Annotated in this window: 20 protein-coding genes; 4 read left to right on the forward strand and 16 right to left on the reverse strand. The window is 62.9% G+C overall.

Annotation, left to right across the window (positions count from 1 at the left end; all coding sequences use genetic code 11):
- Positions 1-506: 506 nt before the first annotated feature.
- The 8 genes from QM841_RS26385 to QM841_RS26420 all read right to left on the reverse strand — a co-directional run bounded on the left by QM841_RS26385 (position 507) and on the right by QM841_RS26420 (position 9,819).
- A complete protein-coding gene (locus QM841_RS26385; protein ID WP_283334337.1) occupies positions 507-1,256 on the reverse strand; it encodes an SDR family NAD(P)-dependent oxidoreductase in 750 nt (249 codons plus the stop codon).
- Positions 1,257-1,522: 266 nt separating this feature from the next.
- Positions 1,523-2,422, reverse strand: coding sequence for an SDR family NAD(P)-dependent oxidoreductase (locus tag QM841_RS26390; RefSeq protein WP_349307419.1), 900 nt, complete (start codon positions 2,420-2,422; stop codon positions 1,523-1,525).
- Positions 2,419-3,219 (reverse strand): SDR family NAD(P)-dependent oxidoreductase, encoded by an 801-nt coding sequence (locus QM841_RS26395; protein ID WP_283334338.1) that lies wholly within the window; start codon positions 3,217-3,219, stop codon positions 2,419-2,421. The genes QM841_RS26390 and QM841_RS26395 overlap by 4 nt, the downstream gene beginning before the upstream one ends.
- 552 nt (positions 3,220-3,771) lie before the next feature.
- Positions 3,772-4,128: a VOC family protein gene (locus QM841_RS26400; RefSeq protein ID WP_283334339.1), complete on the reverse strand. Its 357-nt coding sequence runs from the start codon at positions 4,126-4,128 to the stop codon at positions 3,772-3,774.
- A gap of 46 nt (positions 4,129-4,174) precedes the next feature.
- Positions 4,175-5,368 carry an LLM class flavin-dependent oxidoreductase gene (locus QM841_RS26405; protein WP_283334340.1) on the reverse strand — a complete coding sequence of 398 codons (1,194 nt, stop codon included), beginning with the start codon at positions 5,366-5,368 and terminating at the stop codon, positions 4,175-4,177.
- Between the two features lie 55 nt (positions 5,369-5,423).
- The gene (locus QM841_RS26410) at positions 5,424-7,196 is read right to left on the reverse strand and encodes a hydantoinase B/oxoprolinase family protein (protein ID WP_283334341.1); all 1,773 of its coding nucleotides are present in this window, start codon (positions 7,194-7,196) and stop codon (positions 5,424-5,426) included.
- Positions 7,196-9,334 (reverse strand): hydantoinase/oxoprolinase family protein, encoded by a 2,139-nt coding sequence (locus QM841_RS26415; protein WP_283334342.1) that lies wholly within the window; start codon positions 9,332-9,334, stop codon positions 7,196-7,198. Before QM841_RS26415 ends, QM841_RS26410 begins: the two co-directional genes overlap by 1 nt.
- Positions 9,335-9,378: 44 nt before the next feature.
- Entirely contained in the window at positions 9,379-9,819 is a 441-nt protein-coding gene (locus QM841_RS26420; protein WP_283334343.1) for an NUDIX domain-containing protein, read from the reverse strand.
- A gap of 74 nt (positions 9,820-9,893) precedes the next feature.
- Here QM841_RS26420 and QM841_RS26425 point away from each other — a divergent pair, with 74 nt between their 5' ends.
- Positions 9,894-10,637, forward strand: coding sequence for an SDR family NAD(P)-dependent oxidoreductase (locus QM841_RS26425; RefSeq protein ID WP_283334344.1), 744 nt, complete (start codon positions 9,894-9,896; stop codon positions 10,635-10,637).
- A gap of 52 nt (positions 10,638-10,689) precedes the next feature.
- The gene (locus tag QM841_RS26430; protein ID WP_283334345.1) at positions 10,690-11,475 is read left to right on the forward strand and encodes an SDR family NAD(P)-dependent oxidoreductase; all 786 of its coding nucleotides are present in this window, start codon (positions 10,690-10,692) and stop codon (positions 11,473-11,475) included.
- 7 nt (positions 11,476-11,482) lie between these two features.
- Here QM841_RS26430 and QM841_RS26435 read toward each other — a convergent pair whose 3' ends face one another.
- Positions 11,483-12,328: a cyclase family protein gene (locus QM841_RS26435; RefSeq protein WP_283334346.1), complete on the reverse strand. Its 846-nt coding sequence runs from the start codon at positions 12,326-12,328 to the stop codon at positions 11,483-11,485.
- Between the two features lie 207 nt (positions 12,329-12,535).
- Here QM841_RS26435 and QM841_RS26440 point away from each other — a divergent pair, with 207 nt between their 5' ends.
- A complete protein-coding gene (locus tag QM841_RS26440; RefSeq protein ID WP_283334347.1) occupies positions 12,536-14,737 on the forward strand; it encodes an acetate--CoA ligase family protein in 2,202 nt (733 codons plus the stop codon).
- A gap of 66 nt (positions 14,738-14,803) precedes the next feature.
- On the opposite strand, the gene QM841_RS26445 is transcribed toward QM841_RS26440, so the two are convergent.
- From QM841_RS26445 to QM841_RS26455, 3 genes are all read right to left on the reverse strand, one after another.
- Positions 14,804-16,303 (reverse strand): MFS transporter, encoded by a 1,500-nt coding sequence (locus tag QM841_RS26445; protein ID WP_283334348.1) that lies wholly within the window; start codon positions 16,301-16,303, stop codon positions 14,804-14,806.
- A gap of 143 nt (positions 16,304-16,446) precedes the next feature.
- A complete protein-coding gene (locus QM841_RS26450; protein WP_477953209.1) occupies positions 16,447-17,436 on the reverse strand; it encodes a phosphotriesterase family protein in 990 nt (329 codons plus the stop codon).
- Positions 17,437-17,500: 64 nt separating this feature from the next.
- Positions 17,501-18,313 carry an SDR family NAD(P)-dependent oxidoreductase gene (locus QM841_RS26455; RefSeq protein WP_283334349.1) on the reverse strand — a complete coding sequence of 271 codons (813 nt, stop codon included), beginning with the start codon at positions 18,311-18,313 and terminating at the stop codon, positions 17,501-17,503.
- 100 nt (positions 18,314-18,413) lie between these two features.
- Between QM841_RS26455 and QM841_RS26460 the strand changes: the two genes are divergently transcribed.
- Positions 18,414-19,184: an SDR family NAD(P)-dependent oxidoreductase gene (locus tag QM841_RS26460; protein ID WP_105422303.1), complete on the forward strand. Its 771-nt coding sequence runs from the start codon at positions 18,414-18,416 to the stop codon at positions 19,182-19,184.
- A 58-nt stretch (positions 19,185-19,242) separates the two neighbouring features.
- Here QM841_RS26460 and QM841_RS26465 read toward each other — a convergent pair whose 3' ends face one another.
- Genes QM841_RS26465 through QM841_RS26480 form a run of 4 tightly spaced genes read right to left on the reverse strand, consistent with a single transcriptional unit; the run spans position 19,243 to position 23,131 of the window.
- Positions 19,243-20,172, reverse strand: a complete 930-nt coding sequence (locus QM841_RS26465) for a TIGR03621 family F420-dependent LLM class oxidoreductase (RefSeq protein ID WP_283334350.1) — start codon at positions 20,170-20,172, stop codon at positions 19,243-19,245.
- Between the two features lie 6 nt (positions 20,173-20,178).
- Complete coding sequence (locus QM841_RS26470; RefSeq protein WP_283334351.1) at positions 20,179-21,162, reverse strand: alpha/beta hydrolase; 984 nt, start codon at positions 21,160-21,162, stop codon at positions 20,179-20,181.
- A gap of 41 nt (positions 21,163-21,203) precedes the next feature.
- The gene (locus tag QM841_RS26475; protein WP_283334352.1) at positions 21,204-21,953 is read right to left on the reverse strand and encodes an SDR family NAD(P)-dependent oxidoreductase; all 750 of its coding nucleotides are present in this window, start codon (positions 21,951-21,953) and stop codon (positions 21,204-21,206) included.
- Entirely contained in the window at positions 21,950-23,131 is a 1,182-nt protein-coding gene (locus QM841_RS26480) for an LLM class flavin-dependent oxidoreductase (protein WP_283334353.1), read from the reverse strand. Before QM841_RS26480 ends, QM841_RS26475 begins: the two co-directional genes overlap by 4 nt.
- Between the last annotated feature and the right edge of the window lie 19 nt (positions 23,132-23,150).

Genomic DNA, 23,150 nt, shown 5'->3' on the forward strand with positions numbered 1-23,150 from the left:
GATCCTCGACTCCATCGCACACTACTGCGCCAGAATTAAAGACTCAGGACACTAGACTGGGGCACTCCATCATGCCGGTCGCCGAGGTTGCGGAGTTCGCAGGGTGACAGCCACCGCCGCTAAACCCGTGCGCGGACAGTGGGGACTGCCGCGCACGCCTGCGCACCAGTAGGTGATGTGCGGAAAATCGGCAAACTCGCGGTGGGAGCAGGGAACGCCACTGTTGGCGCTAAATTATTCGGGACCCTCGCAGTGGTAGAGTTCGCGCATGGCCTCGAAAGAGGCATTTTCCGAACGGGTTCCAGGCGCTGAGTGGAGGGGAATCTCCTTGCTCGAGACCGAACTCCGGTTGAGCCGGTGGCCAGTCGAGCGTTGCCATGCTTGCGCATCGCGACAGGTCCACCGAGGGAAGGACGCTCAGAGCCGCGGTGTGCAGTGCAGAACTGCAACGTTCACGGCTCTGATTTCCGCTAGCGACGAAACACCCGACGGGTCGCCGTCCCCGTCTATATTGCCACCGCAGGACGCCCTGCTGTCGCGCCACCATCGACAACCAGATCGTGACCGGTGACGTAACCGGCCTCGTCCGACGCGAGAAACAGGATCCCCGCCGCGATCTCAGCGGGTCGGGCGGCGTATCCGATGGGCTGGAGCTTGTCGAGGATCTGCGTGATTCCGTCGATGTCGGGAACCATCGCGGTCAGCATTGTCCCGGGTGAGATTGTATTCACCCGGACACCAGCGGGCGCAAGCTCCAGTGCACACGCTTTCGACATCGACACCACCGCCGCCTTCGTTCCGCTGTATACCGCCATCCCCGCTGTGGGCGACATCCCACCGTTCGACGCAACGTTCACAATGGCCCCGTGTCCTTGCTTCGCCATCAACCGGCCTGCCGCGCGCGTTCCGTAGAAGACACCACCGAAGTTGACCGAAACAGTCCGATGGAACTCGTCGTCGCCCGTCTCGACCAGGGAGTGGTTGGCAGAAACTCCTGCGTTGTTGCACATCACGTCGACTCGTCCGAATCTGTCGCGGGTGGAGTTCACGAGTGCATCCACCGACTCCGGACGGCTCACGTCGACCTGTACGAAATCTGCGCCGATCTCGGCGGCTACCGCCTCACCGCGGTCGCCATTGATGTCTGCGATTACGACCCGCGCTCCCTCTGCGATCATCAATTCGGCCGTTGCTCGGCCCAATCCCGACGATCCACCAGTGATGATCACAACCTTGTGCAGTACCCGTCCGGTCACGGCGAGCCCCTTCCTTCTAGCTGCAGCTATGGAGGGTGTTCCACCCCCGCGTTTGCTTGTTTAGTCACGCATGCAAATACCCCTACCGCCAAGGCACCCGTCCACAAGAGCACGCGTACGGTCCGTTGGCTCACGCCTTACCTATAGATGCCCCGATCGTGAGCAATCCGCCACCTGTGGACACGTGTGACCGATCCATCCCGCGATTTCGAGAGGTCGCCGCCGCGGTCAACAATGCTGCCAACTATCTGGATCCTCCACCGTTGCTAGTCGGGGCACACGATGCTGTCCCACTGTCCCGCCAGCGCGTCGCGCGCGATTTCAGATTCCAGGAACACCGGGATGTTCTCGGTGTGCTCGTAGTGCGGCCCACACAGTGACAATCCTCCGTCCACTGCCAGATTTTGACCGGTGACGTACAGGGACAGGTCCGACAACATGAACATCGCGGCAGAGGCGACGTCGGCAACCAGTCCCCGCCGGCCCAACGGAATGAGGTCGCGTTCCCGATTCCCCTCGGACGTGCGGGCCGGGTGCATCCTCGGCGATTTGATCAGTCCCCACGACACGGTGTTGGCTCGGACTCCGAAGGGTCCGAGCTCGACGGCCATCGTGCGCGTAAGCGAGTCCAGGGCCGATCGTGTGGCCCCGTAGAACGCAAACCACGGCATTGATCGATCGGCGTCGGTGACGGACAGGTTGACGATCGAACCGCGCTGCTGTTCTACCATGCGCCGGGCGACGGTCTGGCTGGTTCGCAGTGCGTAGGTCACGTTGGTCGCGAGAGCGCGAGTCCACTGGTCCGCTCCGAGATGAAGGAAGTGTCCGATATCGTCGCCGGACACGCCGCCGACGACATTGACGAGGTGCCTGATCGGTCGATCAGCTCCATCGAGAGCTGATACGAGGTCGCGAATCCCGTTCTCTGTGGTGATGTCCGTCAGTACCGGGAGCAGACGCACATCGTGACCCAAGGCTGCTGCGAGGTGGCCCGAACGCTCTTCGTCGTGGTCGACCATGATGACAGACGAGCCGGCATGTAGGAGGAGATGGACCATCGCCGAACCGACCCCGCCGCTCGCTCCACCGATGACGACCGCGCAACTGTCCGCGAAACCTGGAAATGCGAATTCAGGAACCGGCGGAAGTTCGAACTTCACCGTCACAGCGGCATCGCCAGTCCGCCGTTGACCCGGATGATCTGTCCAGTGATGTACGACGAGGCATCCGAGGCCAGAAAGGTAACGGCGGTGGCGACCTCCCTGGCCTGACCCGGTCGGCCGAGCGGGATCTCGGCACTGTGCTCGCTGTCAACTGTGTTCCGTTGCTCTACATTCACTGTGCCATCCGCGTTCCGATAGTGAGCGGCGGTCATCGATGTCGAAATGTATCCGGGCGAAACGGTGTTCACGCGAACGCCGTCCCTACCCAACTCCATTGCGAGGGTCCGTGTCAGCTGCAGGACACCCGCTTTCGGGATGCTGTATGCACCGAGATTGGGTGCGCGGCCATCAACTGTTCCGGACGAGACATTGATGATGCTTCCACCGCCGCCAATGATCATTGCGGCGCCGACTGCACGACAACCGTGCACGAAGCTCTTCAGGTTGAGGGTGAGACCTTCCTCGAACTCGTCGTCGCGCATGGACAAGACTGGTCCTCGGGCCATGATCGCACCGGCGACATTCGCCAGGATATCGATCCTGCCCGTCCGCTCCAGCAGATTCGACGCTACGGAGGTGAAGTCGGCCGCTGAGCGCACATCCAATGAGTAGGAAAAAGCCGTGCCTCCCTGTGCCGTGATCTCCTCGGCGCAGCTTCGACAGGATTGCTCGTCGATATCCGCGCAGCCCACCGCGGAGCCCGCGGCGGCGAGTTCAATCGCCGTGGCTCGTCCGATACCACTTCCGGCACCGGTGACGAGTGCAGTGCGACCGTCTACTCTGAAGGTGGCACTGAGCATTTAGCGTCTTCCTTCCGTAGTGATTGCCTTGCTACCGCGCGGTGTAACCGCCGTCGACGACGAATTCGGCGCCGGTGATGAACGAGCCTCGTCGCTGGCGAGGAATTCGACCAGTGCAGCCACCTCTGCGGTCATCTCGTCGCGCCCCCGAATTTCCCAGGGTGGGGTGTCGGTGAAGCCGGGATGCACGAACTGACGCGAACGCCGCATGTCAGTCTTCGAACCGCACCCTTCGCGGACGCGTATGCGGGCGCAGAGCCGTATCCCACGTCGATTCCGAAAATCGAACTGACATAGTCCACCACGGATCCGCCCTGCCCAGCCTGGAGGGCGGCGCCAGCTGCTTGTGGCCAGGAAGACACTAGTCTGCGTCACCGCAATCACCCTGTTTATAGCTCGTTTGAGGTGTCCTCGACCAGCTCCGGATGAGCGATACCCGCATTGTTGATCACTACATCGAGCGATCCGTACCGCGACACCTCACGTCCGATACCACTGGCAGCCCCGTGACCCGAACGATCTTGCCGCTGAATCGACCGGATACGCTGCCCGTCATGCCTTCAATGGTGCGTACAGTACGACGGCGTTGCCCCAAGGGTCCAGCACGACCGCTCGTGTCTCGTGTGGTCCGTCCTCCGGATCGCGAACGATCGTGGCTCCAGCGGCGACTGCGGCATTCACTGCGGACGCAACATCGGACACCTTGAAGGACGCGGCGACGCGGCCACCGGTGACGTCCTCTTCAGGACCGGCGATGGCGACCGTGACCTTGCCGCCGTCCAGTGCAGCGAATCGTGAGCCGTCCTGGAACTTCGTCGGCAGTGTCAACACCGATTCGTAGAATTTCACCGCGGAGTCGACGTCGTCTACGGGATATAGCACATTTCCGACGGATACCTGTTGCGACATGATGTGGTTCTCCAATTTTTGTGAGTAAGTCGGGGGAGGCCCGCGCTCACAGCCGATTCGATTTGGTGTCTTCATAGCGCTTGCGGGCGCGCGCGTTCGCGGCACCGAGCGCGACCTGGAAGTCACCTTCAGAGTTGTGAAAGGTGTTCCAGTTCTCGATTCGACGCCGATTCGAATCCTGGAAGTGGGGCACGACCTCGCGAGCGAACAACTCGTACGAGTTCAGGGTGTCCTGGGGCGAGGCCCAGTCGAGTACCCGGATGAGGTGAGTGCCGTAACCGCCGGACATCTCCTGCATACGCTCGATGTGCTCGATGGCGTCTTGTGGAGTCCCGACCACACCGAGATTGGACGCGCGGAACACGTCGAGGATCGGTGCTCCCTCGTCCAGACCCGACGAGTCATAGATTGCCTTCAGGAAACTCGCGTCGCGGAACAGGTAGCGGCCGGCGTCTTCCATGGCGTAGGAAACCTGCCGCTCGGCTTCCTCTCGTGTGGGGGCAACGTGTATGACGCTCACGAGCCGCCAGTCCCGGCGGTCTCCCGGTCCGTGCCCGTGTAGCGCCCGCTGTTCGGAGTAGATGTCCCAGTGTTCGGCGAGTACGCGACTGCCGGCGTCGGTTGCGGCGGCGAGGGCGAGCATCGGCAGCCCAAATCGTCCGGCCAACATAGCCCCCGCTGGCGAAATCACCGCTGTGACAGCCAACTCCGGGTGCGGGCGGGTGTAGGGCAGCATCTGCAGCTGTGCCTGCCGGAGTTCGAACCATTCGGTCTTACGATCGATGCAGCCGTCGGAAGTGAACAGAGCGAGGATCGCTTCGAGCGACTCTTCCATTCGCTCCCGGAGCGAGGAGTATTCCAGTCCCATCATGGCAGCATCGGATGGAAGTGCGCCCGGGCCGACTCCCATGATGAGCCGGCCCCGGGTGAGATGGTCCAGCAGTGTCATGCGCTCGGCGACCATCAGCGGATGGTGATAGGGAAGCGAGATCACTCCGGTACCCAGCTTGATGTGCCGGGTTCGTTGCGCGGCAGCCGCGATGAAGAGTTCGGGGCTGGAGATGATCTCCCAGCCACTCGAATGATGTTCGCCGACGAAGGCTTCGTCGAATCCGAGCTTGTCGAGGTGTTCGACGAATTGCAAGTCACGCTCGAGGTCCCAGGTGGGATTGTTCGACGGCTTGTGCTCGGGTCCGAGGAAGACGCCGAACTTCATCCTCGTGCGGTCATGGCTGGTCATGATCGATCACTTCCTTTGGTTACGCGGGTTGTCCAATCGGGGGCATGTGATCTAGTCATGACCGTTTTGCCCTTCGTGCGTCGGTCGCCGCGTGGTCGACATCGCCCTTCGCGGTGACGACCACGCCGTAATCACGCCATGCGCCCTCGACAGTGATCCGTGCCGCTTTGACGTCCTCAGACACGGACTCCACGGGGCGTTCGAATGGATTTCCGATTCCACCACCGCCGCTCGTCTCGACGATGAATGCATCGCCCGCGAGGAAGAGTTCGTTATTGACCTTCGAATTGAGGACGACGGTATCTCCGTGGGGTGCTCGCTTCTTGAAAGAACCGGTTACTCCGGGTTTTCCGCCGTCCCGGCCTCGGGGGCCGGTTTCGAGCCGGTCACCGCGAGTGGTGACGTAGGCGTCGGCGAGCAGCCGGAACACGGTGCGTGTTCCGAGACCGCCGCGCCAACGTCCCGGACCTCCGGAGTCCGCGATGTACTCCACCTCCTCGACGATCAGGGGGCAGCGCACTTCTACGGGCTCGACCTGCGGGACCGAGTTACGCCCGAGACCGAAGTGGATGCCGGTGGCGTCCGGGCCGTCTTTACCGAACCGGGCTCCCACTCCCCCGAACTCGTAGGCGAGATGGACCCAATACGGCGCCGTTTTCGCGGCGATCGAGAAGGGCTGCAGGATCCCCGATGCTGCGATGGCACGTTCGGGGACTGCGTCGGATAGTGCCTGAAGTACCGCTTCCATTGCTGCGTAGGCCGGAAGGAAACGCCCACCGCATGGATAGGGCGACTGGGCATTGAGCAGCGACCCCTCGGGCAGATTCACATTCAGGACCCGCAGGCATCCGTCGTTCATCGGGATCGTCGGGTCGACGAAGCACCTGAACGCAAACACAGCCGCGGCAAGCGATTGGGAGATGCTCGAGTTCACTGCGGCGGCGACCTGGCGGTCGGTTCCCTCGAAGTCCAGCGAAATGTCACGGTCACCGATAGTCACCGCAACCTGCACACGATGACCGCGCAGGCTGGTGACGCCGTCGTCATCGATGGTGTAGTCGGAGCGGTAGGTTCCGGCGGGCAAGTCCTCGATCGCGGCCCGGGTAAGAACCTCGGTGTACTCGAGGTAGTCGTTCACCCCATTCGCGAACCCCTGAACTCCGTACTCGCCGATAAGTTCCTCGACGCGTTTGGCCGCAGTCGACGCGCCCGCTATGAGTGCGCGGACATCGCCCTGCACCTTGTCAGGCGTGCGGCTGTTCAGGGCGAGGATCCGCATGATCGGCTCTTCCAACCCATCCGCGTTGGCGATGCGGACCGGAGGCAGTTGGAGTCCCTCCGCGAAGATCTCGGTCGCCAAGGATGCCATTCCGCCGGCGGACGCGCCTCCGATATCCGACACGTGGATCAAGGTCGCGGTGAAGTACTCCACCATTCCTTCGATGAAGATCGGCTTGAAGATGAGGATATCGTTCGTGTGCACCCCGCCTTTGTAGGCGTCATTGGTGGCGAACACATCTCCGGGCCGCATCGTGTCGAGTGGGATGTCAGCGAGTAGGAACGGCACCGCCACCGATAGCGCCATACTGTTCATCAGGGTCGTGGCCATCGAATGCGCGATAAGCCGACCGTCCTTGTCCAGGATCGCAGCTGATGCGTCGGAGCCCTCTACGACGAATGTCGAGAAGGCCGACCGCACGACGACGATGCTCGCCTCTTCCGCCGCGACGACCAGTGCATTGCGGAGCACCTCGGAAGTCAGTTGGGCTGTGCTCGAACCGCTGTCGTCGAGAGTCGGAGCCGAACCGTCGGCCAGAACGTGCGTCATTACTTCTCCTCCGAAGCGCGCGACAGAATTACGTTGAACTCGCCGTCGACCAGGGCGTTCCATGCCGGTGGGACCACGATGGTCGATTCACCGTCTGCGATGACGAGAGGTCCCGGTACCGGGTCGGCGCCGACGATTCCCTCGCGTTCGTACACCGGGGTTTCCCGGTACTCACCGAACTCACGGAACCAGACGCGCCGTTTCCGTGCCGGCCCCTGGCCTCGAGCATCAGATGTCGCGCGACGACCGAGAGGTACTTTCGGGACTACATGAGTGACCCGGACCCGGTAGCTCACCAATTCGATGGGGCCCGAACCGTCGATTCCATAGGCCTCCTTGTACTTTTCGGAGAAGCTCTCGCGCAGGGCCGGGAGCGATGTGGCGTCCCAGTGCCTACCTTCTCCACCGTCACTGATGCGGACGGTCAGTTCATGTGCCTGACCGGCCAACCGCACGTCGACGGATCGCTCGACTCGGGTAGACGGTGCGGCGAGCTCCACGCCGAGATCACCGGCCGCGACCTCCGCGAGCTGGGCGAAGGTCTCGTCGACCGACCCCCCGTCGATGTCGTTCTCATGGCACAGTCGGGTAAGTACCCGGTCGGTGCTCAAGTCCGTGCCCAGGAGTCCGACTGCAGAACCGACGCCGCACGACGGGGGAATGATCACGGTGCTGATGTCGAATTCCTCGGCCACGCGCGCTGCATGCATCGGACCTGCACCGCCGAACGCGACAACCGCAAAGTTCCGAGGGTCCAGACCACGCTGGACGGTGACCACCCGGACCGCTGCTGCCATCGTTGCATTGGCGATCTCATGAATGGCATTTGCGGCGGCTTCGAGCCCCACGCCGAGCGGTTCCGCGACACGCTCGCGGATGGCATTGGCCGAGTTCTCGGGTTCGAGTCCCATGGTTCCACCCGCAAACCCGATCGGATCCAGGTAACCCAGGACGAGGTTCGCGTCGGTGACCGTCGGGTCCTGACCACCGCGGCCGTAACATGCCGGGCCCGGTTCGGAGCCGGCCGAATGGGGTCCGACCCGCAACGCCTGCCCGTGGTCGACCCAGGCGATGCTGCCACCACCGGCGCCCACTTCGGCAAGGTCGATCGCCGGCGTCTTGATAGGCACCCCGGTACCCGCCCGACGTCCGCCGAAGCTCCCCTTGCCACCGACGTGGAACTCGGTGGTGATGGCCGGGGCGCCGTTGCGGACCACCGACGCCTTCGCCGTGGTGCCACCCATATCGAACGAGATCACATCAGGGTGACCTGCCGACAGACCGGCCGCGCGGGCGGCGAGCACTCCGGCAGCCGGGCCTGATTCGATGGTCGCGACAGCGCGCCGACCCGCGAGATCCGCAGACATGACTCCCCCGCCGGATTCCATAACTTGCACGCGTGCCTCGATTCCGGCATCACGCAGCCGTTGCTCGAGCTTTCGCAGATACGAGACCATCACCGGGCCCACGTATGCAGACATCAGCGTCGTCGTGGTGCGTTCGTACTCCCGAAGCTCGGGCCAGATCTCGGCTGATGTCACAACCGTTGCGTCCGCCGGGAGATACTCACGCACTATCTCGGCGGTGCGCAACTCGTGGGCGGGATTGACGTACGAGTGCAGCAATGCGATCGACACGGACCGGATACCGCGATCCCGGATCTCCTCTGCGACTGCTCGCACGGACGACTCGTCCAAGGGAATGATGGCCTCGCCGGCGCTGTCGAGGCGCTCGAGCACGTCGAAACAGTCGGAAGCCGGGATGGGCGACAACGGCGGATCGAAGAACGTGTCGAAACGATCCTCCTCGACCCGCGCGTAGCGACCCAGCGGCAGAAGGTTACGAAACCCGCGCGTACCGATATGCGCGACCCGGACACCTTTCTGCTCCAGAATTGCGTTGGTGGCAAGGGTGGTCGCATGTACCACCCGATCTACCGCGGCCGGGGCCACTCCCGCCGTAGCGAGGGCGGCCTGTACCCCCCTGACGATTCCTTCGGTGGGGTCGCCATGCGTACTGAGCGTCTTGGCAACTGACTCCTGGCCCGTCGGTCCGGCGAGGACGACGTCGGTGAAGGTGCCGCCGACGTCGATGCCGAGGGCATACCCGTTCGACGAGTGGTTCGGATCTGCTGACATGGAGTCACCCTAACTACTTGAGCAAGCGCTTGTCTATGAGTTTGTCACGTGCAGTTGAGCAGAGATTCGGCGACCAGAACAGGCAGCCACGGCACGAGTTCCCTGCCGCCTTCCTGCGCTCGACTCCACGGTGTCCAGCACACGTCCTCGTGCTCCCAGTTGAGCCGGATCCGCCGATGGAGCGTGGTCGCCACGAAGACGTGCACTGTCCAAACTCCATCCTCGCCTGAGAGGCTCAGCACCGGCCCCTCGACCAGATCGGCCAGGTCGAGGCGAGACAGGCCCGTCTCCTCGCCCAACTCGATCAACACATGTGCGGCCGGATCGTCTCGCGAGTCGAGGTAGCCCGTGACACAGTGCCACCTACCCCGATCGCTCGCAACGAGCGAACTTCTCTGCAACAGACACAGCTCGCCGTCGTTCTGCAGAAGCATGGCGACGGCACTGCGACCGGAACGCTCGAGGCGTCGGCTCAACGAAGCCATCTCCACCCCTTTCGGTGTCCTGAATCACTATACACTTACCCAAGCGCTTGCTCAGTAGTGTATCTTCGAGATTCATGCAGACCGACCTCACAGGCAAGGTAGCGCTGGTAACCGGTGGTGGTGCCGGCATCGGTGCCGAAATCTCCCGGCGCCTCTCCCACCGCGGAGCAGCAGTTCTCGTACTCGATCGCAACCTTGACGCAGCAGAATCCGTTGCGGGCTCGATCGATCGGGGAACCGCCGTCGAAATGGACCTCGCCGACACCACCTCGATCGCGCTCGCCCTCCGCCGCGACGCGGTACTACGCGAGGTCGACATCCTCGTAAACAATGCAGGCCTCACCAGAGTCGAGCGGTTCGTAGACAGCGACCCCTCGGCATGGGACATGCTGTGGCAAGTGAATCTGCGCGCCCCCATGCAACTCTGCCACGCGATCGTCCCGGAGATGACCAAACGTGGGTGGGGCCGCGTCGTGTTCGTCGCCACCGACAGCGCGCGAGCGGGAGGCGGCGGCGAGGGCATCTACTCGGCGACGAAAGCTGGTCTGCTCGGTTTCTCGAAAACCTTGGCACGGGAAACGGCCCGGGACGGTATCACCAGCAATGTCATATGCCCGGGGCTGATCGATACGGCCATGCTGCAATCTGTTGCGGAGAACAACCCAACGCTGATGAACAAACTGATCGGGGCCATACCGATGCGCCGCATGGGATCCTCCGACGAGGTCGCGGCGGCGATCGAGTTTCTCTGCACCGTCGACTCCGGGTACGTCACCGGCCAGACCTTCAGCGTCAACGGTGGGATCACGATGATGTGACACCGCCGGCACCCTCACTCTCCACAACGATCCGGCCAGAAGGGATTCCAGGATGAAGATCGACCTCTCCGGCAAGACCGCACTCGTCACGGGCTCGACGAGAGGAATCGGGTTGGCAATAGCACGGGGTCTGGCCGACTGTGGCGCGCATGTGGTAGTCAACGGCCGCACTGCGACCGCCGTCGAGCAGGCCCTCGACCAGTTGGCTCCCGCCGGCAATTTCTCTGCCGTTGCTGCGGACGTGACGACCGCACAGGGATGCGACGCGATCGCCCGCGAGTACCAATCCTTCGACATCATTGTCGGCAATGCCGCCGTGTTCGACTGGAAGCACTTCCTCGAGACGACTGACGACGACTGGATCCGCCACTACGAGATGAACGTGCTGGCGGCGGTGCGCCTAGCCCGTACCTATCTGCCCGGCATGCTCGAGCAGAATTGGGGGCGAATTGTTCTCGTGGCATCCGAGGCCGGCATGAACATTCCGTCGGAGATGATTCACTACGGCGTGACCAAGGCCGCGGAGATCGCCCTCGCCCGCGGTCTGGCGGAATTGACGGTAGGCACGGGTGTCACGGTGAACAGCGTACTGCCGGGGCCGACTGCGTCTAGCGGAGCCGACACCTTTCTCGACGACTATGCCGCCGAGCACGGGATCCCGCGAGAAAACGCGGATCGCCACTGCGCGACGTCGATCAGGCCGAGCACTTTGTTGGCCCGCCTCGCAACGGTCGACGAAGTGGCGAGCATGGTCGTCTACGCCTGTTCCCGCGAGGCCTCGGCAACCAACGGCGCGGCCTTACGCGCCGAAGGCGGCCTTCTGCGGCATTTCGGCTGACCGCAGCTTAGAGAACCACAACCGGATTGATCGGACTCGCAGTGCCTCCCACGATCGCCAGCGGCGCGGCAACGAAGAGGAACTCCACCCTCTCCGTGTGCGAAAGCTCCTCCAGCCACAACATTTCGATGAGTGATACGCCGTGCTCCCACAGCGTCAGCATGTGAATATCCTCGTCGACGGATCCATGGAATACACCACCGGGATCGAGTGCGCCGACCGCGATGTTGTCGGAGCCTATTGCCACGACGTCACGTTCCACCAGCCACTTGCCGCCGCTGTGACACAGGCCCGGCTGCTCGTCGTTGTACTTCTCGGGGTCCTGCGCGAAAACCGCAGCCCATCCAGTCCGGACGAGGACCACATCCCCGGCCCGGACTTCTACACCGGCCGACTCTGCCGTGTCCGCGAGCAACTGATCGTCGATTCGCGTCGAAGCCGCCAAATGGGGCACCTCGAGGTGCCTGGCAACGTCCAGCATCACTCCACGAGTGATGAGCGGTCCAAGTTTGTCGATTCCGCACCGTGTCGCACCGTAGCTACGCACGCGATTTGCCGAGTGCCCGTTGAACAACACGTCGTTGCGCCACATGTGGGCCAATGCGTCGATGTGGGTTGTAGTGCCGTGCGGCGATACGATCAAGGCGTCGTCCGCCACCGACATCTCCCCCTTGATCCGTCCGGTGCCGGCAGCATAGTCTCCGCCGTCCATCGACATGAAATGCTGTGGCAGCGGCCGTCCGGCGAGATGCGGGACGCGGGATGCACCGGGCCCCGACGTGGCACCCTGGATAGGGAGTGCGAGCGACAAGGTCGTGCCCTCGCGCACCGCCTTGAACGCCTCGAGCACCACGGTCGGAGTCAGGAGGTTCGCGGCGCCCCGCTCGTCGCCAGTTCCCCACCGCCCCCAATTTCCGAATTCCGACACGGCGTCGACATCGTCTTGCTCTGGCATTCTTTTCGACCTCTCAGTTGCTCTACCGAACCGTCGGCACCAGCGTATGATACCAAGCAATCGCTTGCTTAAATGCAAATTGTTTCCACGAAAGAGGGATCGTCCATGCCTCCGAACACGAGTTCAGCCCTGTCCTCCGAGCCAGAAGCGGGTGAAGCACCGCCAGCGGATGCTGACGACACCGTCGCCCGTCGGCGCGTGGTACCCGAGCACGAGGTCAAAGACCTCCTCGGTGAATACGGTGTCGATGTTCCGGTGAGCAGAACATTCACGAACGCCACACAAGCCGCGGACGCCGTGTCCGGACTGTCCGGTCCGCTCGTGCTCAAAGCCTGGGGTCCCGGACTCGTACACAAGAGCGACGTCGGCGCCGTTGTCCTCGGGCTGACCGCGTGCGACATTCCAGCAGCGGTCGCCGACATGGCGGCATCTCTCGACCGTCAGGGTTTTACACCAACCGGATATCTCGTCGAACAACAACATCCCGGCGGAATCGAATTGATCGTCGGGGTCGTGCGCGACGCAACCTTCGGGCACGTGGTGTTGCTCGGACTCGGTGGTGTCGCCACCGAGATGCTCGACCTCTCGGCGCTGCGCGTCGCCCCCTTATCGCGGGCGGACGCTGCAGAATTGGTAGATAGCTTCCCCGGGGCACCGCTACTACACGGCGCACGAGGACGTGAAGCCGGCAACCGAGACGCTCTCATCGAGTTCTTGCTGTCGATCGCCGGCGAGGGAAGCCTGGTCGAACGCCTCGGCGACACGCTTGCGGAGTTCGAATGCAATCCGATCGTCGTGACCGCCAGCGGCGTTCAGGCGTTGGATGCTCGCCTGATCGTGGACTCAACCACCGACATACCGGCTGCCACGCAGACGCACCCCACTGACTTCACCCGCCTGTTCGCCCCGCGCGGAATCGCGATAGCCGGTGCCTCGGGCAGTCGATCGACCTTCGGGAACCGTTTCCTCGCCGCCTATCGGCAGGCCGGCTGGACCGACAGCCTCTGCGCTCTCCACCCGGACGCCTCCAGTATCGACGGGGTCCCCGCATACTCCTCCATAAGCGATGTTCCGTACCCAGTCGACTACCTGGTCGTGGCGGTACCGGCAGCGGCGGCTCCGAAAGTGGTCGCCGACGCGGCCGCTTCCGGCGTCGGCTTCGTGCACGTCGTGACCGGCGGGTTCGCGGAAATGGGTTCAGACGGCGCCATATTGCAAGCTGAGCTCGGGCAAGCCGCTTCCGGTACATCGACTCGCATTCTCGGACCCAACTGTCTGGGTGTGTTCGCCCCCCGCGGGCGTCAGACCTTCACCCTCGGTGCACCTTCCGAACCCGGGGTGGTCTCCGTGGTGTCGCAGAGTGGCGGGCTGTCCGGTGACATGATCACCGTGGGTTCACGACGGGGTATCCGGTTCTCGAAACTCGTCAGCATCGGGAATGCGATCGACGTGACCCAGGGCGAGCTCGTCGACTGGCTCGTCGACGACCCCGAGACCCGGATTATCGGAATCTACTTGGAAGGCACGCGTGACGGCGCAGCACTGCTCGGCGCGCTCCGGCGGGCCGCCGGAAAGAAGCCGGTCGTGATATTGCGCGGCGGCTCGAGTGCACAGGGCTCTGTAGCCGTGAGTTCACACACCGGATCGATGGCCAGCAACGAAAAGGTGTGGGCAGCCGTTTCCCGAGCGACGGGAGCTGTTCAGGTGCGTTCGCTCGAGGACTTCCTGTCCTGCCTGACCTATCTTCAGCACTATATCGATCACAGTCCGAGCACCGACGCCGACGGTGTCCTGGTGATCGGGTTGGGAGGCGGCGCATCCGTCCTCGCAACCGACACCTGCGACCGCGCCGGCCTCAAATTGACTCCACTGCGCGACGGTCTCCGCACGCGTCTTCGCGACCTGGGATATGGCGCCGGAACTAGTGTGGCCAACCCCCTCGAGGTGCCCGTGGGACCAGCGTCGCCCACGTCGATTCTGGTCGATGCCCTGACTCCAGTCTTCGCCCTGGACGGTCAGCACTACCAAGACGTGCTCGTTCATTTCAACGCTGCGGCCTATTACAACTACGGCACCGCGGGCATTCGCCCACTGATCGACACACTGCAGTCACTCGTCGACGCCGAACTGCCTGTCCGCGTCGCTATCGTGGTTCGGAACACCGAGGTGTGCCCGGCTGTGGATGTCGAACTTCTCGACATCTTTGCATCTGACAGCGGTCTCCCGATGTACCGGAGCTTCAGTGAAGCCGCGAGTGCGATCGCCTCGGCACAGGACTTCGATGCCCGGCGAGGCAACGGCGCCTGATCGCCCCGAACACGCACAGAAGCGCCGGGCCTCATGGCCCGGCGCTTCTGTGTATCTAGTGTCGTGTCAGTGGGCGATCACATCGGACGCGGTTTTGACGTCCCGAACGTCGCTCGCGCGACCGTGCGGCATAATCTTGAGCACCGCAAGTCCGGCCAGGGCGAACCCGGCCGAGACGAGGAATGCCAGGCGATATCCGTCGGAGTCGAAGAAGGTTCCCAGTTCGGTCGTAAAGGTATGCATCGCCAGCATCGCGAAGGCGAGCTGAACCGCAATGGCACTCGACAAGTTCTGCGCCGACAGCATGATCGACGATGTGATGCCCTGCTTCTCGGGCGGTGCAGACTGGACAACGAGATTGGGCAGTCCACCGTACGTCGCGCCCATACCGATTCCACAGAAGAGTAGCCACAACAGCACTTGCCACGTTTCGGAGTGCAGGAAGGCGAGTCCGATACTACCAACAGCGAGGGCACTGCAGCCTGCCATCATCGGGACGCGAATTCCCCATCGCGCAGCTTTGGCACCACAGATGAACCCACAGATGACCATCGCCGCCCCGTGTGGCGCCATGTAGGCGGCCACTCCGAATGCATCCGAGGCGAAGCCGATCTCGCCTCCCGGATCGCGTGGCATCTGGACGATGATGGGTACGAGCGACACGACGATCGCCGCTGGCCCGTACACAGCAGCGTTGAGTATGAGCGTCGTCCACATGGGTCGGGTGCGGAGCAACGAGATCTCGATGATCGGCTCGGGAAACGAACTGTCCCACCAGATCCACGCGGCAAAGCACGCCAGTCCCGCGACCATGAATCCGACGAAGCTCGTCGATGTCCACCCCCAGGTGCCGGCATTGCCAAGCCCGTATACGAGCAGCGCACCACCGGCTCCGAGCAGGATCGCACCAACCCAGTCGAGTCGAGACTTCACCCGCAGCGGCGACTCCGGAAGTAGCAGCAATACCCCGATGATGCAGATCACCTGGAATGCGGCAATGCACCAGAAGATCGACAGTGGGCCGTACCCGTCGATGAGCCACCCCGCGATGAAGGGCGAAATGACGAGTAACGCACCGGCACCGGTGAAGGTCACTGTGATCGCGAAGGCGATCAGTTGCTTCGGGAACACGTCGCGGATGAGGGAGTACCCCAGCGCGGGTGTCACGTAGAGAAGTCCCTGCAGCCCCCGCCCGACGAGAAAGACCTCATAGGTCGGGGCAACCGCTGAGATGACGCCGCCAGCCGCCGACAGGGCGGTGACAATGACAAGCAGGTTTCGCTTGCCGCGTAGGTCGGCGAGCTTTCCGATCATTGCGACGGCAACGGCGGTGACAAGGTTCGCGATGGTGATCGTCCAGCCCAGATCAGTTGTCTGGAAGTGCAAGCCGATACCCGGGAGCGCGGTCCCGACCAAGCTGTACGAAAACGTTGCCAACTCCCCGAGCATGACGACGACGACAAGCGCGCCGATCCACCGAGGCGTCCAGATCTTGCCCTTTTCGCCGACGGGCGGTGTGTACTCGGATTCCTCGAGTGGGTTGGCAGAGGGTGGGTTTGTTGTCATGCACGTGCTCCCTGTCCGATCCGGAAGGATGATGTAGAGATGATGTGATGCACGCCACTGCTGGGCTGCCGTCACAGTAATTGACCAAGCGCATGCTTGGCAATAGTCGACTTCCGAATCGGACTACTTACGCGGACATTTCCTCAGTAGCCGCCCTGGTTCGCGAAGATCCGGGCGGGGTTCTCGATGAGCATCACATCGATCTGGCCCTGGCTGACCCCTCTGTCCAGCAGCGCCGGGACGACATCCTGAGGAATGTGGGTCCAGCGCCACTGTGGGTTCATCTCTCGACGACGCACCGGATCGGACATATCGGAGAAGCAGGATGTGTCGTGCGACAAGACCATCCGGCCGGCGTACCCGCGCCGGCACATTTCCGCGACGATCTCCACGCGCTTGTCGAATGGCACCGTGTTGAGGCCGAATCGGTCCATTCCCAGATACGACCCCGCGTCCGCAAGTTCTTCGAGGTAGTCGAAGTCGTCGGTGTCACCCGAGTGTCCGATCACCACCCGAGACAGATCGACGCCTTCCTCCTTGAAAACCTTCTGCTGGTCCAGGCCTCGGCGCAACCCTGAATGGGTGTGCGTAGTAATCGGTGCACCAGTTTCACGGTGCGCGTGTGCAACCGAGCGCAAAACTCGGTCCACGTCCTTCGTCAGACCAGCCTCATCGGTGACGCATTTCAGCACCGCCGCCCGAACACCGGTCCCGGTGATTCCTTCGGTGATGTCACGTATGAAGAACTCGGCAAGGCGATCGGGCCCACCGGCGGCGGTCCCCGGACCGCGGTAGTGGAAGTACACGGGGAGTTCACTCAAGACGTACGCGCCCGTCGCGACCACGATGTTGATGTTCGACTGCTCGGCCACCCGCACGACCCTGGGAACGTATCGCCCGAGACCAATCACGGTCAGGTCGACCAGCGTGTCGAATCCTTCGGCCTCGAGCGCCGCGAGACGCTGTACGGCTTCGGCTATCTGAGTATCTTCGTCCCACTGTTCGGGGTAGTCGGGCCAGTTCTGCTGGACTTCCGGGCTGGTGACGAAGATGTGCTCGTGCATCAGCGTTCTGCCGAGCGCGGACACCGGAACGTCGCCGGTGGCGGTCGACACTGTAGGTTGCGACATCATGCGAATCTCCTGTGCTGGGTCACCGGAGCGGTGACAGATACGACGGCGAGTGTTCCTGCGGGCATCAGATCGGTGCCTGCGGATGAACGATGCGGTTCTGTGCATGCCATGGTTGATGCGCCTGGAATCCGCCGTCGACAATGATTGTCTGCCCGGTGATGTACTTCGATTCCGGCCCCGCCAGGAATGTGATTACCGATGCCAGATCCTCGGTTTCGCCGAACTCGTCAACCAGCAGGTTGGCGTTGTAGGCCTCGAGCTTTTCCGGGGACAGGTTCTGCTGTGCGGTCGGGCTCAGGATCAGCCCGCTCGCGACGGCATTGACGCGGATACCCCTCTTCCCGTGCGATGTTGCCACTGACCGGGTCAGCGAGTACTTGGCCGCCATCGACGCTGCGTACGCGACGTGGACTGTGTCCCCGCTGAATCCGGAGGTGGATCCCACGTTGACGATCACGCCTCCACCCCCGCGTTGCATGATCGGGATGGCAAAGCGGGTGGCCCACACAGCACCATAGAAATTGACGGCGAATGTTCGCTCCCAGGCGTTGTCGGGAGTGACCTCGACATTCAGGTCACTCTTCTCCACGCCCCCGTAGGCAACGGCGTTGTTCACGAGGGTGTCGATCCGCCCGAAGGTCGTCTCTGCCTGTGCAACAAGTTTTTCGACATCCGACTGGATTCCCACGTCGGCCCGAACCGCGAGCGCCACTCCCCCACGTGCGCTGATTTCCTCCGCGACCGAATCCAGCTTGTCCTCCTGGATGTCGTTGATCACCACAGACGCACCCATTTCGGCGAGCCGCAGTGAAACAGTTCGGCCGACACCTTGCGCAGCGCCCGTGACGATCGCCACCTTGCCATCCCAATTGACCATCGTGCGATCCCTTTCTTAGAAAACTGACCCCTTCACGGTACTAGAGCAAGCGATTGCTTGGTATAGTTGGCGGACAATCCAGCAGGAAAGGGGCGAGCGCATGCTCGACTTCGAGAAACGACCCGGCGCAGCACTTATTGCGGGCGGGACCGGTGGCATCGGGCGCGCCGTCAGCCGCGTACTCGCCGAGCGAGGAAGCCAGATCTTCTTCACCTACCGCGGCAACCAAGAGGGTGCGGCGAGTTTGGCGTCCGAACTCAGCGCACTGGGCGCCAAGGTCGAGTTCGCGCGGGTCGACCTCGCCAGCATCGAGGAGGCATCCGAGCTCGCAACTAGTGTGCGCGACTCGTTCGGCGGGATCCACACGGTCATCTATGCCGCCGGACCCCACGTACCGATGACCCACCTGAGTCAGGTCACACCCCATCAGTTCCGAGCACAACTCGAGGGTGACGCGGCCGCGTTCTTCAATCTGGTGCACCCGACGCTGCCGCTCCTCCGCGAGTCGCGTGGCAGCATCGTGGCGGTCACGACGGCTGCCACCCGACGATTCCCGGTTCGCGACGGACTGTCCTCGGGTCCCAAGGGAGCCGTGGAAGCCGTCGTCCGAGCTCTGGCCGCGGAGGAAGGACGATTCGGCCTGCGCGCGAACTGCGTCGGGCCGGGAATGCTCACCGACGGGATGGCCGCGCGGTTGATCGGGTCAGGCGATCTCGACGAACGCGCGCTCGACATCACCCGTCGCAACATTCCGTTGCGCCGCTTCGGCGACGCGGACGATATCGCCGAGGCAGTCGCCTTCCTCGCGTCCGATCGCGCCGACTTCATCTCCGGTCAGACCCTCGACGTCGACGGCGGGTACGGAGTCTGAGGTACTCGAGCAGAAACGAGGGGCGGGTCGTTCGACGGGCCCGCCCCTCGTTCGTCATCTACTCGCCGGCCAGCTTCTCGACGACCGGGATGAACGTTTCCAGGTCCTTGTCGTTGTGAAGCACGAAAAAGTTGAGGCCGTGCGTGTCACGCCAGTACCGAAGCTTGTCGACCATCTCACTGACATCTCCACGCAGGATCTGTGGAGTCTCTTCCTGCTGTGAAAGATTGACAGCACTCCAGCTCTCCTTGCTTTGGGGAATGCCGACTTCCTGGATGCTCGTGCCGATCGCGATGTCGTCGAACCGCGTACCAGCGGACTCCCGGATCGTCTCGATCTTCCCGAGGAAGGAGTCCAGCCCACCATCTTTCGCGTCCGGCGCAGTACCGTCGGCACGCACTCGCAGCGTCAGATTGACGTAGTTCGCGTACCGACCTGCCAGCTTCAGCATCTTCGGGCCGCCTCCGGGGAAGAGGAACTTCGGGTACGGCTTCTGCACCGGCTTCGGTTCCTGCACCAGCTCGTCGATCTGGTAGTACTGCCCTCGGTACGAGAACGCCCCCTCCCCCCACACACCACGCAGGACATCTATGGACTCGACGAATCTGTCGAAGCGCACCTTCGGTGGGTCGAAACTCAATCCCGCTCGGTCGTAGTCTTCACGCATCCATCCAGTGCCGAGCCCGACGTCGAGCCGGCCGTCCGACAGCACGTCGAGAGTGGCCAATTCCTTGCCCAACACGACGGGGTGCCGGTAGTCATTCGAGAACACCAGGGTGCCGATCCTCAGAGTCGACGTGGCCGCGGCTGCCGCCGCCAGCGCCGCGATCGGGGCGAAACGAGGACCCACGAAATGATCCGGCATCAACAGCGTCGTGAAACCGGACTGTTCGACCAGGCGTGCGCGCTCGGCCCACGCCTTTCCGGTGTCCGCCTTCCGTACAACGACACCGAACATGAATTTTTTCGTCGACTTATCTTGTGACATTGACCTTCATTCCTCGCGTGCTGCCGCCAGGGCAGGCGTTGATGGTGAAATCTCCTGCAACCCGCTGAACCGCCGGATCGCATCGACGACACCAGCAATGGCTCGTCGACTCGCGGTCGTCCATGGAGCAACCCCGGTAAAGCCATGTGGCACATCGGCAAACGAGTGCAACTCGACCGACACTCCCGCCGCTCTCATCCGCAACGCATAGTCGACCGCCTCGTCGTGCAGACAATCGGCGCCCGCCGCAGCAACATACGCCGGGGGAAGACCGCTCAGATCGGTAGCCGCAGTGGGAGAACCATACACCGGAGGAGCGAACCGTTGATCGCCCAAATAATGTTCCCAGCACACCTCCGCATCGTGGGCGTTGAAAATCGCGCTGTCCGCGAAGGACGTCATCGACGGTGACCTCAGCGTCGAGTCGATGAACGGGTACAGCAATATCTGTCCCGCGAGCGCAAATCGGCGCTCGTCACGAAGCCGTAGCGCGACCGCGGCCGCCAATCCGGCTCCGGCACTACCGCCCCCGATCACGACCTTCCCGGTGCCAAGGAGCGCGAGAGTCCCGGCACGGTGTGCGTCGACGAGTGCCGAGACAACGGCATGACAGTCGTCAAGTCCCTGCGGGAACGGATGCTCGGGGGCCAGCCGGTACTCGACCGACACCACACCAATGCCGATGTCGGATGCTATTCGCGCGCATAGGGCGTCATCTTCGTCGGCCGTCCCGACAACATACCCACCGCCGTGAATCCACACCAAGGTCGGTGCGTCGTGGGCGAGATCTCGGGGCACATGGATTCGGACCGGAACATGATGTCCATCGCCGAGGGGAATGCTGCAGTCGTAGTGTGTCTCCACGTCCTCGGGCAGCCGCGGCGGTGGCGCGGTTGCCCGCATTGCGGCGAAAGTTGCGCGTTGCGCGGCAGGATCTTCGAACTGCAGCGGCGGGAAGTGTGCCACCACGTTCTCGAACTCTGCGTCCACGTGACCTCCTGTATTCATCATGAGCTCGACAGTTTTGCCTGTTATCCCGTTCCCGTCGCGCCGCCATCGAGTACGAGGTCCGTGCCGGTGATATACGAGGATTCATCGGAAGCGAGGAAGACGGCGCCTTCGGCGATCTCTTCGGGCTCCCCGGGACGGCGCAACGGAAGTCCGGTCCACCGGTCCGGATCACGTTGTTCGGAGTCCGGAATGTTCACTCCCAGCATGGGACCGGTGACAGCTCCAGGTACCAAGCAGTTTACGCGGATCCGGGACGGCGACAACTCCGCGGCCGCGACGCGTGTCAGGCCGCGGATTCCCCATTTGGTCATGCCGTACGCCGCGTGGCCGACGTGACCAGCGAATCCGGCGGTGGACGAGACGTTGATGATCGAACCTCCGCCGGACGCGATCATGAGGGGAGCGACGGCGCGAATACCGAGGAAGGCACCCTTGAGGTTTACCCCGATGATGGCGTCCAGTGCATCGTCGCTTTCCTCGAGGATCGGACGCGTCCAGTATCGTGCCGCATTGTTGACGAGCACATCCAAGCTACCGTAGTCGTCGTCGATTTCGGCGACGACCTGCTTCCAGGAGTCGGTGTCAGAGACGTCGAGATACGTGTACCGGACGTCTTCACCGATCTCGGCTGCTGTCGCGAGTCCGAGTTCGCTATTTACATCGGCGATGACGACCCGGGCTCCTTCACGGGCGAACGCCCGCGCCTCGGCCGCGCCCTGTCCCTGGGCGCCGCCGGTGACGAGAGCGGTCTTTCCGGCGAGCCGGCTCATACCGCGGCTGCGGCGCGCTGACGATCGGCAATCGGCAGTCGGAAATGTGGAATGACATGTTCACCCCAGGCCTTGATGGTAGCCATACATACCTCCTGTGGAACGGTACCCATCTGAATGAGGCAGAGAACTTCGTCGACGCCCACCTTCTCGAGTTCCTCGACATACTTGATCGCGGTCTCCACCGTGCCGTAGGCATGGTCGATGTTGAAATTTGCTGCGGCGAGCGATCGTTCGGAGTACTGCGGGCGGTCGCCGCGGTCGAATGCCGCCTCCTCTGAAGCCGCCTTGGCACGCATGTACTTGATGTTGTCCTCGTCGACGGTCGCTCCGGTGGGCGGGTTTGCCCCGCCCAGATGCCAGTAGCCGATGGATTCGCCGAAGAATCGCTGGCCGCGGGCCCCGATTTCCTTCGCTTGCTGTTCGTCGTCGAGGACGATCGTCGGGCACAGTGCGACGAAGTGGTCGTTGGTGAGATCCGAGACGAACTTTTCACCCGTGCGGCTCTTCACCCGGTCCCAATAGAGTTGGTGCTGCATCTTGATGCTGTCGAGCCCGCCGAAGCCGAACACGAGCGCACCCACGCCGAGTTCCGCAGAATGCACTACGGTGTCCGGCTTCGTACTGGCGAGGAACAACGGTGGATGCGGGGTTTGCACAGGCCGCGGAAGCACTCGGAGAGGCGAATTCCCTTCCGGCGCTTTGATGTCGAGGAGCTCACCGTGGTACTCGAAGTCAGGTGAGCGCCATGCCGCTGAGACGATCCGGAGCGCCTCCTCCACCTGGGCAGCGGTTTCCGCGGGGTCCACGTTGCACATCGCAGCTTCCTGCAGGGTGCCGCCCCTGGCAGCGCCCAAATTGAGGCGGCCGTTCGAGAGGACGTCGAGCATGGCCGCCCGTTCGGCCACCCGGGTGGGATAGTTGAAGTTGAATGGCATGCAGACTGCACCGTGCCCGATCCGGATGCGAGACGTCTTCGCAGCCACCGTTGCAAGGAACAGTTCGGGCGCCGACATGTGCGAGTAGTGCTCGAGGCCGTGGTGCTCGACCGCCCAGACTCCGTCGAAGCCCATCTCCTCGGCGTACACGGCCTGTTCGATCGAATCGAGGTAGGTCTGACGCTCTTTCGCGGGCGTGGGATCAGCGATCTGCGCCTCGAAAATCATGGAGAACTGCATGCGGGTCCTTTCGTGGTAG

Source organism: Rhodococcus sp. IEGM 1307 (assembly GCF_030056915.1).
Lineage (GTDB): Bacteria > Actinomycetota > Actinomycetes > Mycobacteriales > Mycobacteriaceae > Rhodococcus_F > Rhodococcus_F opacus_D.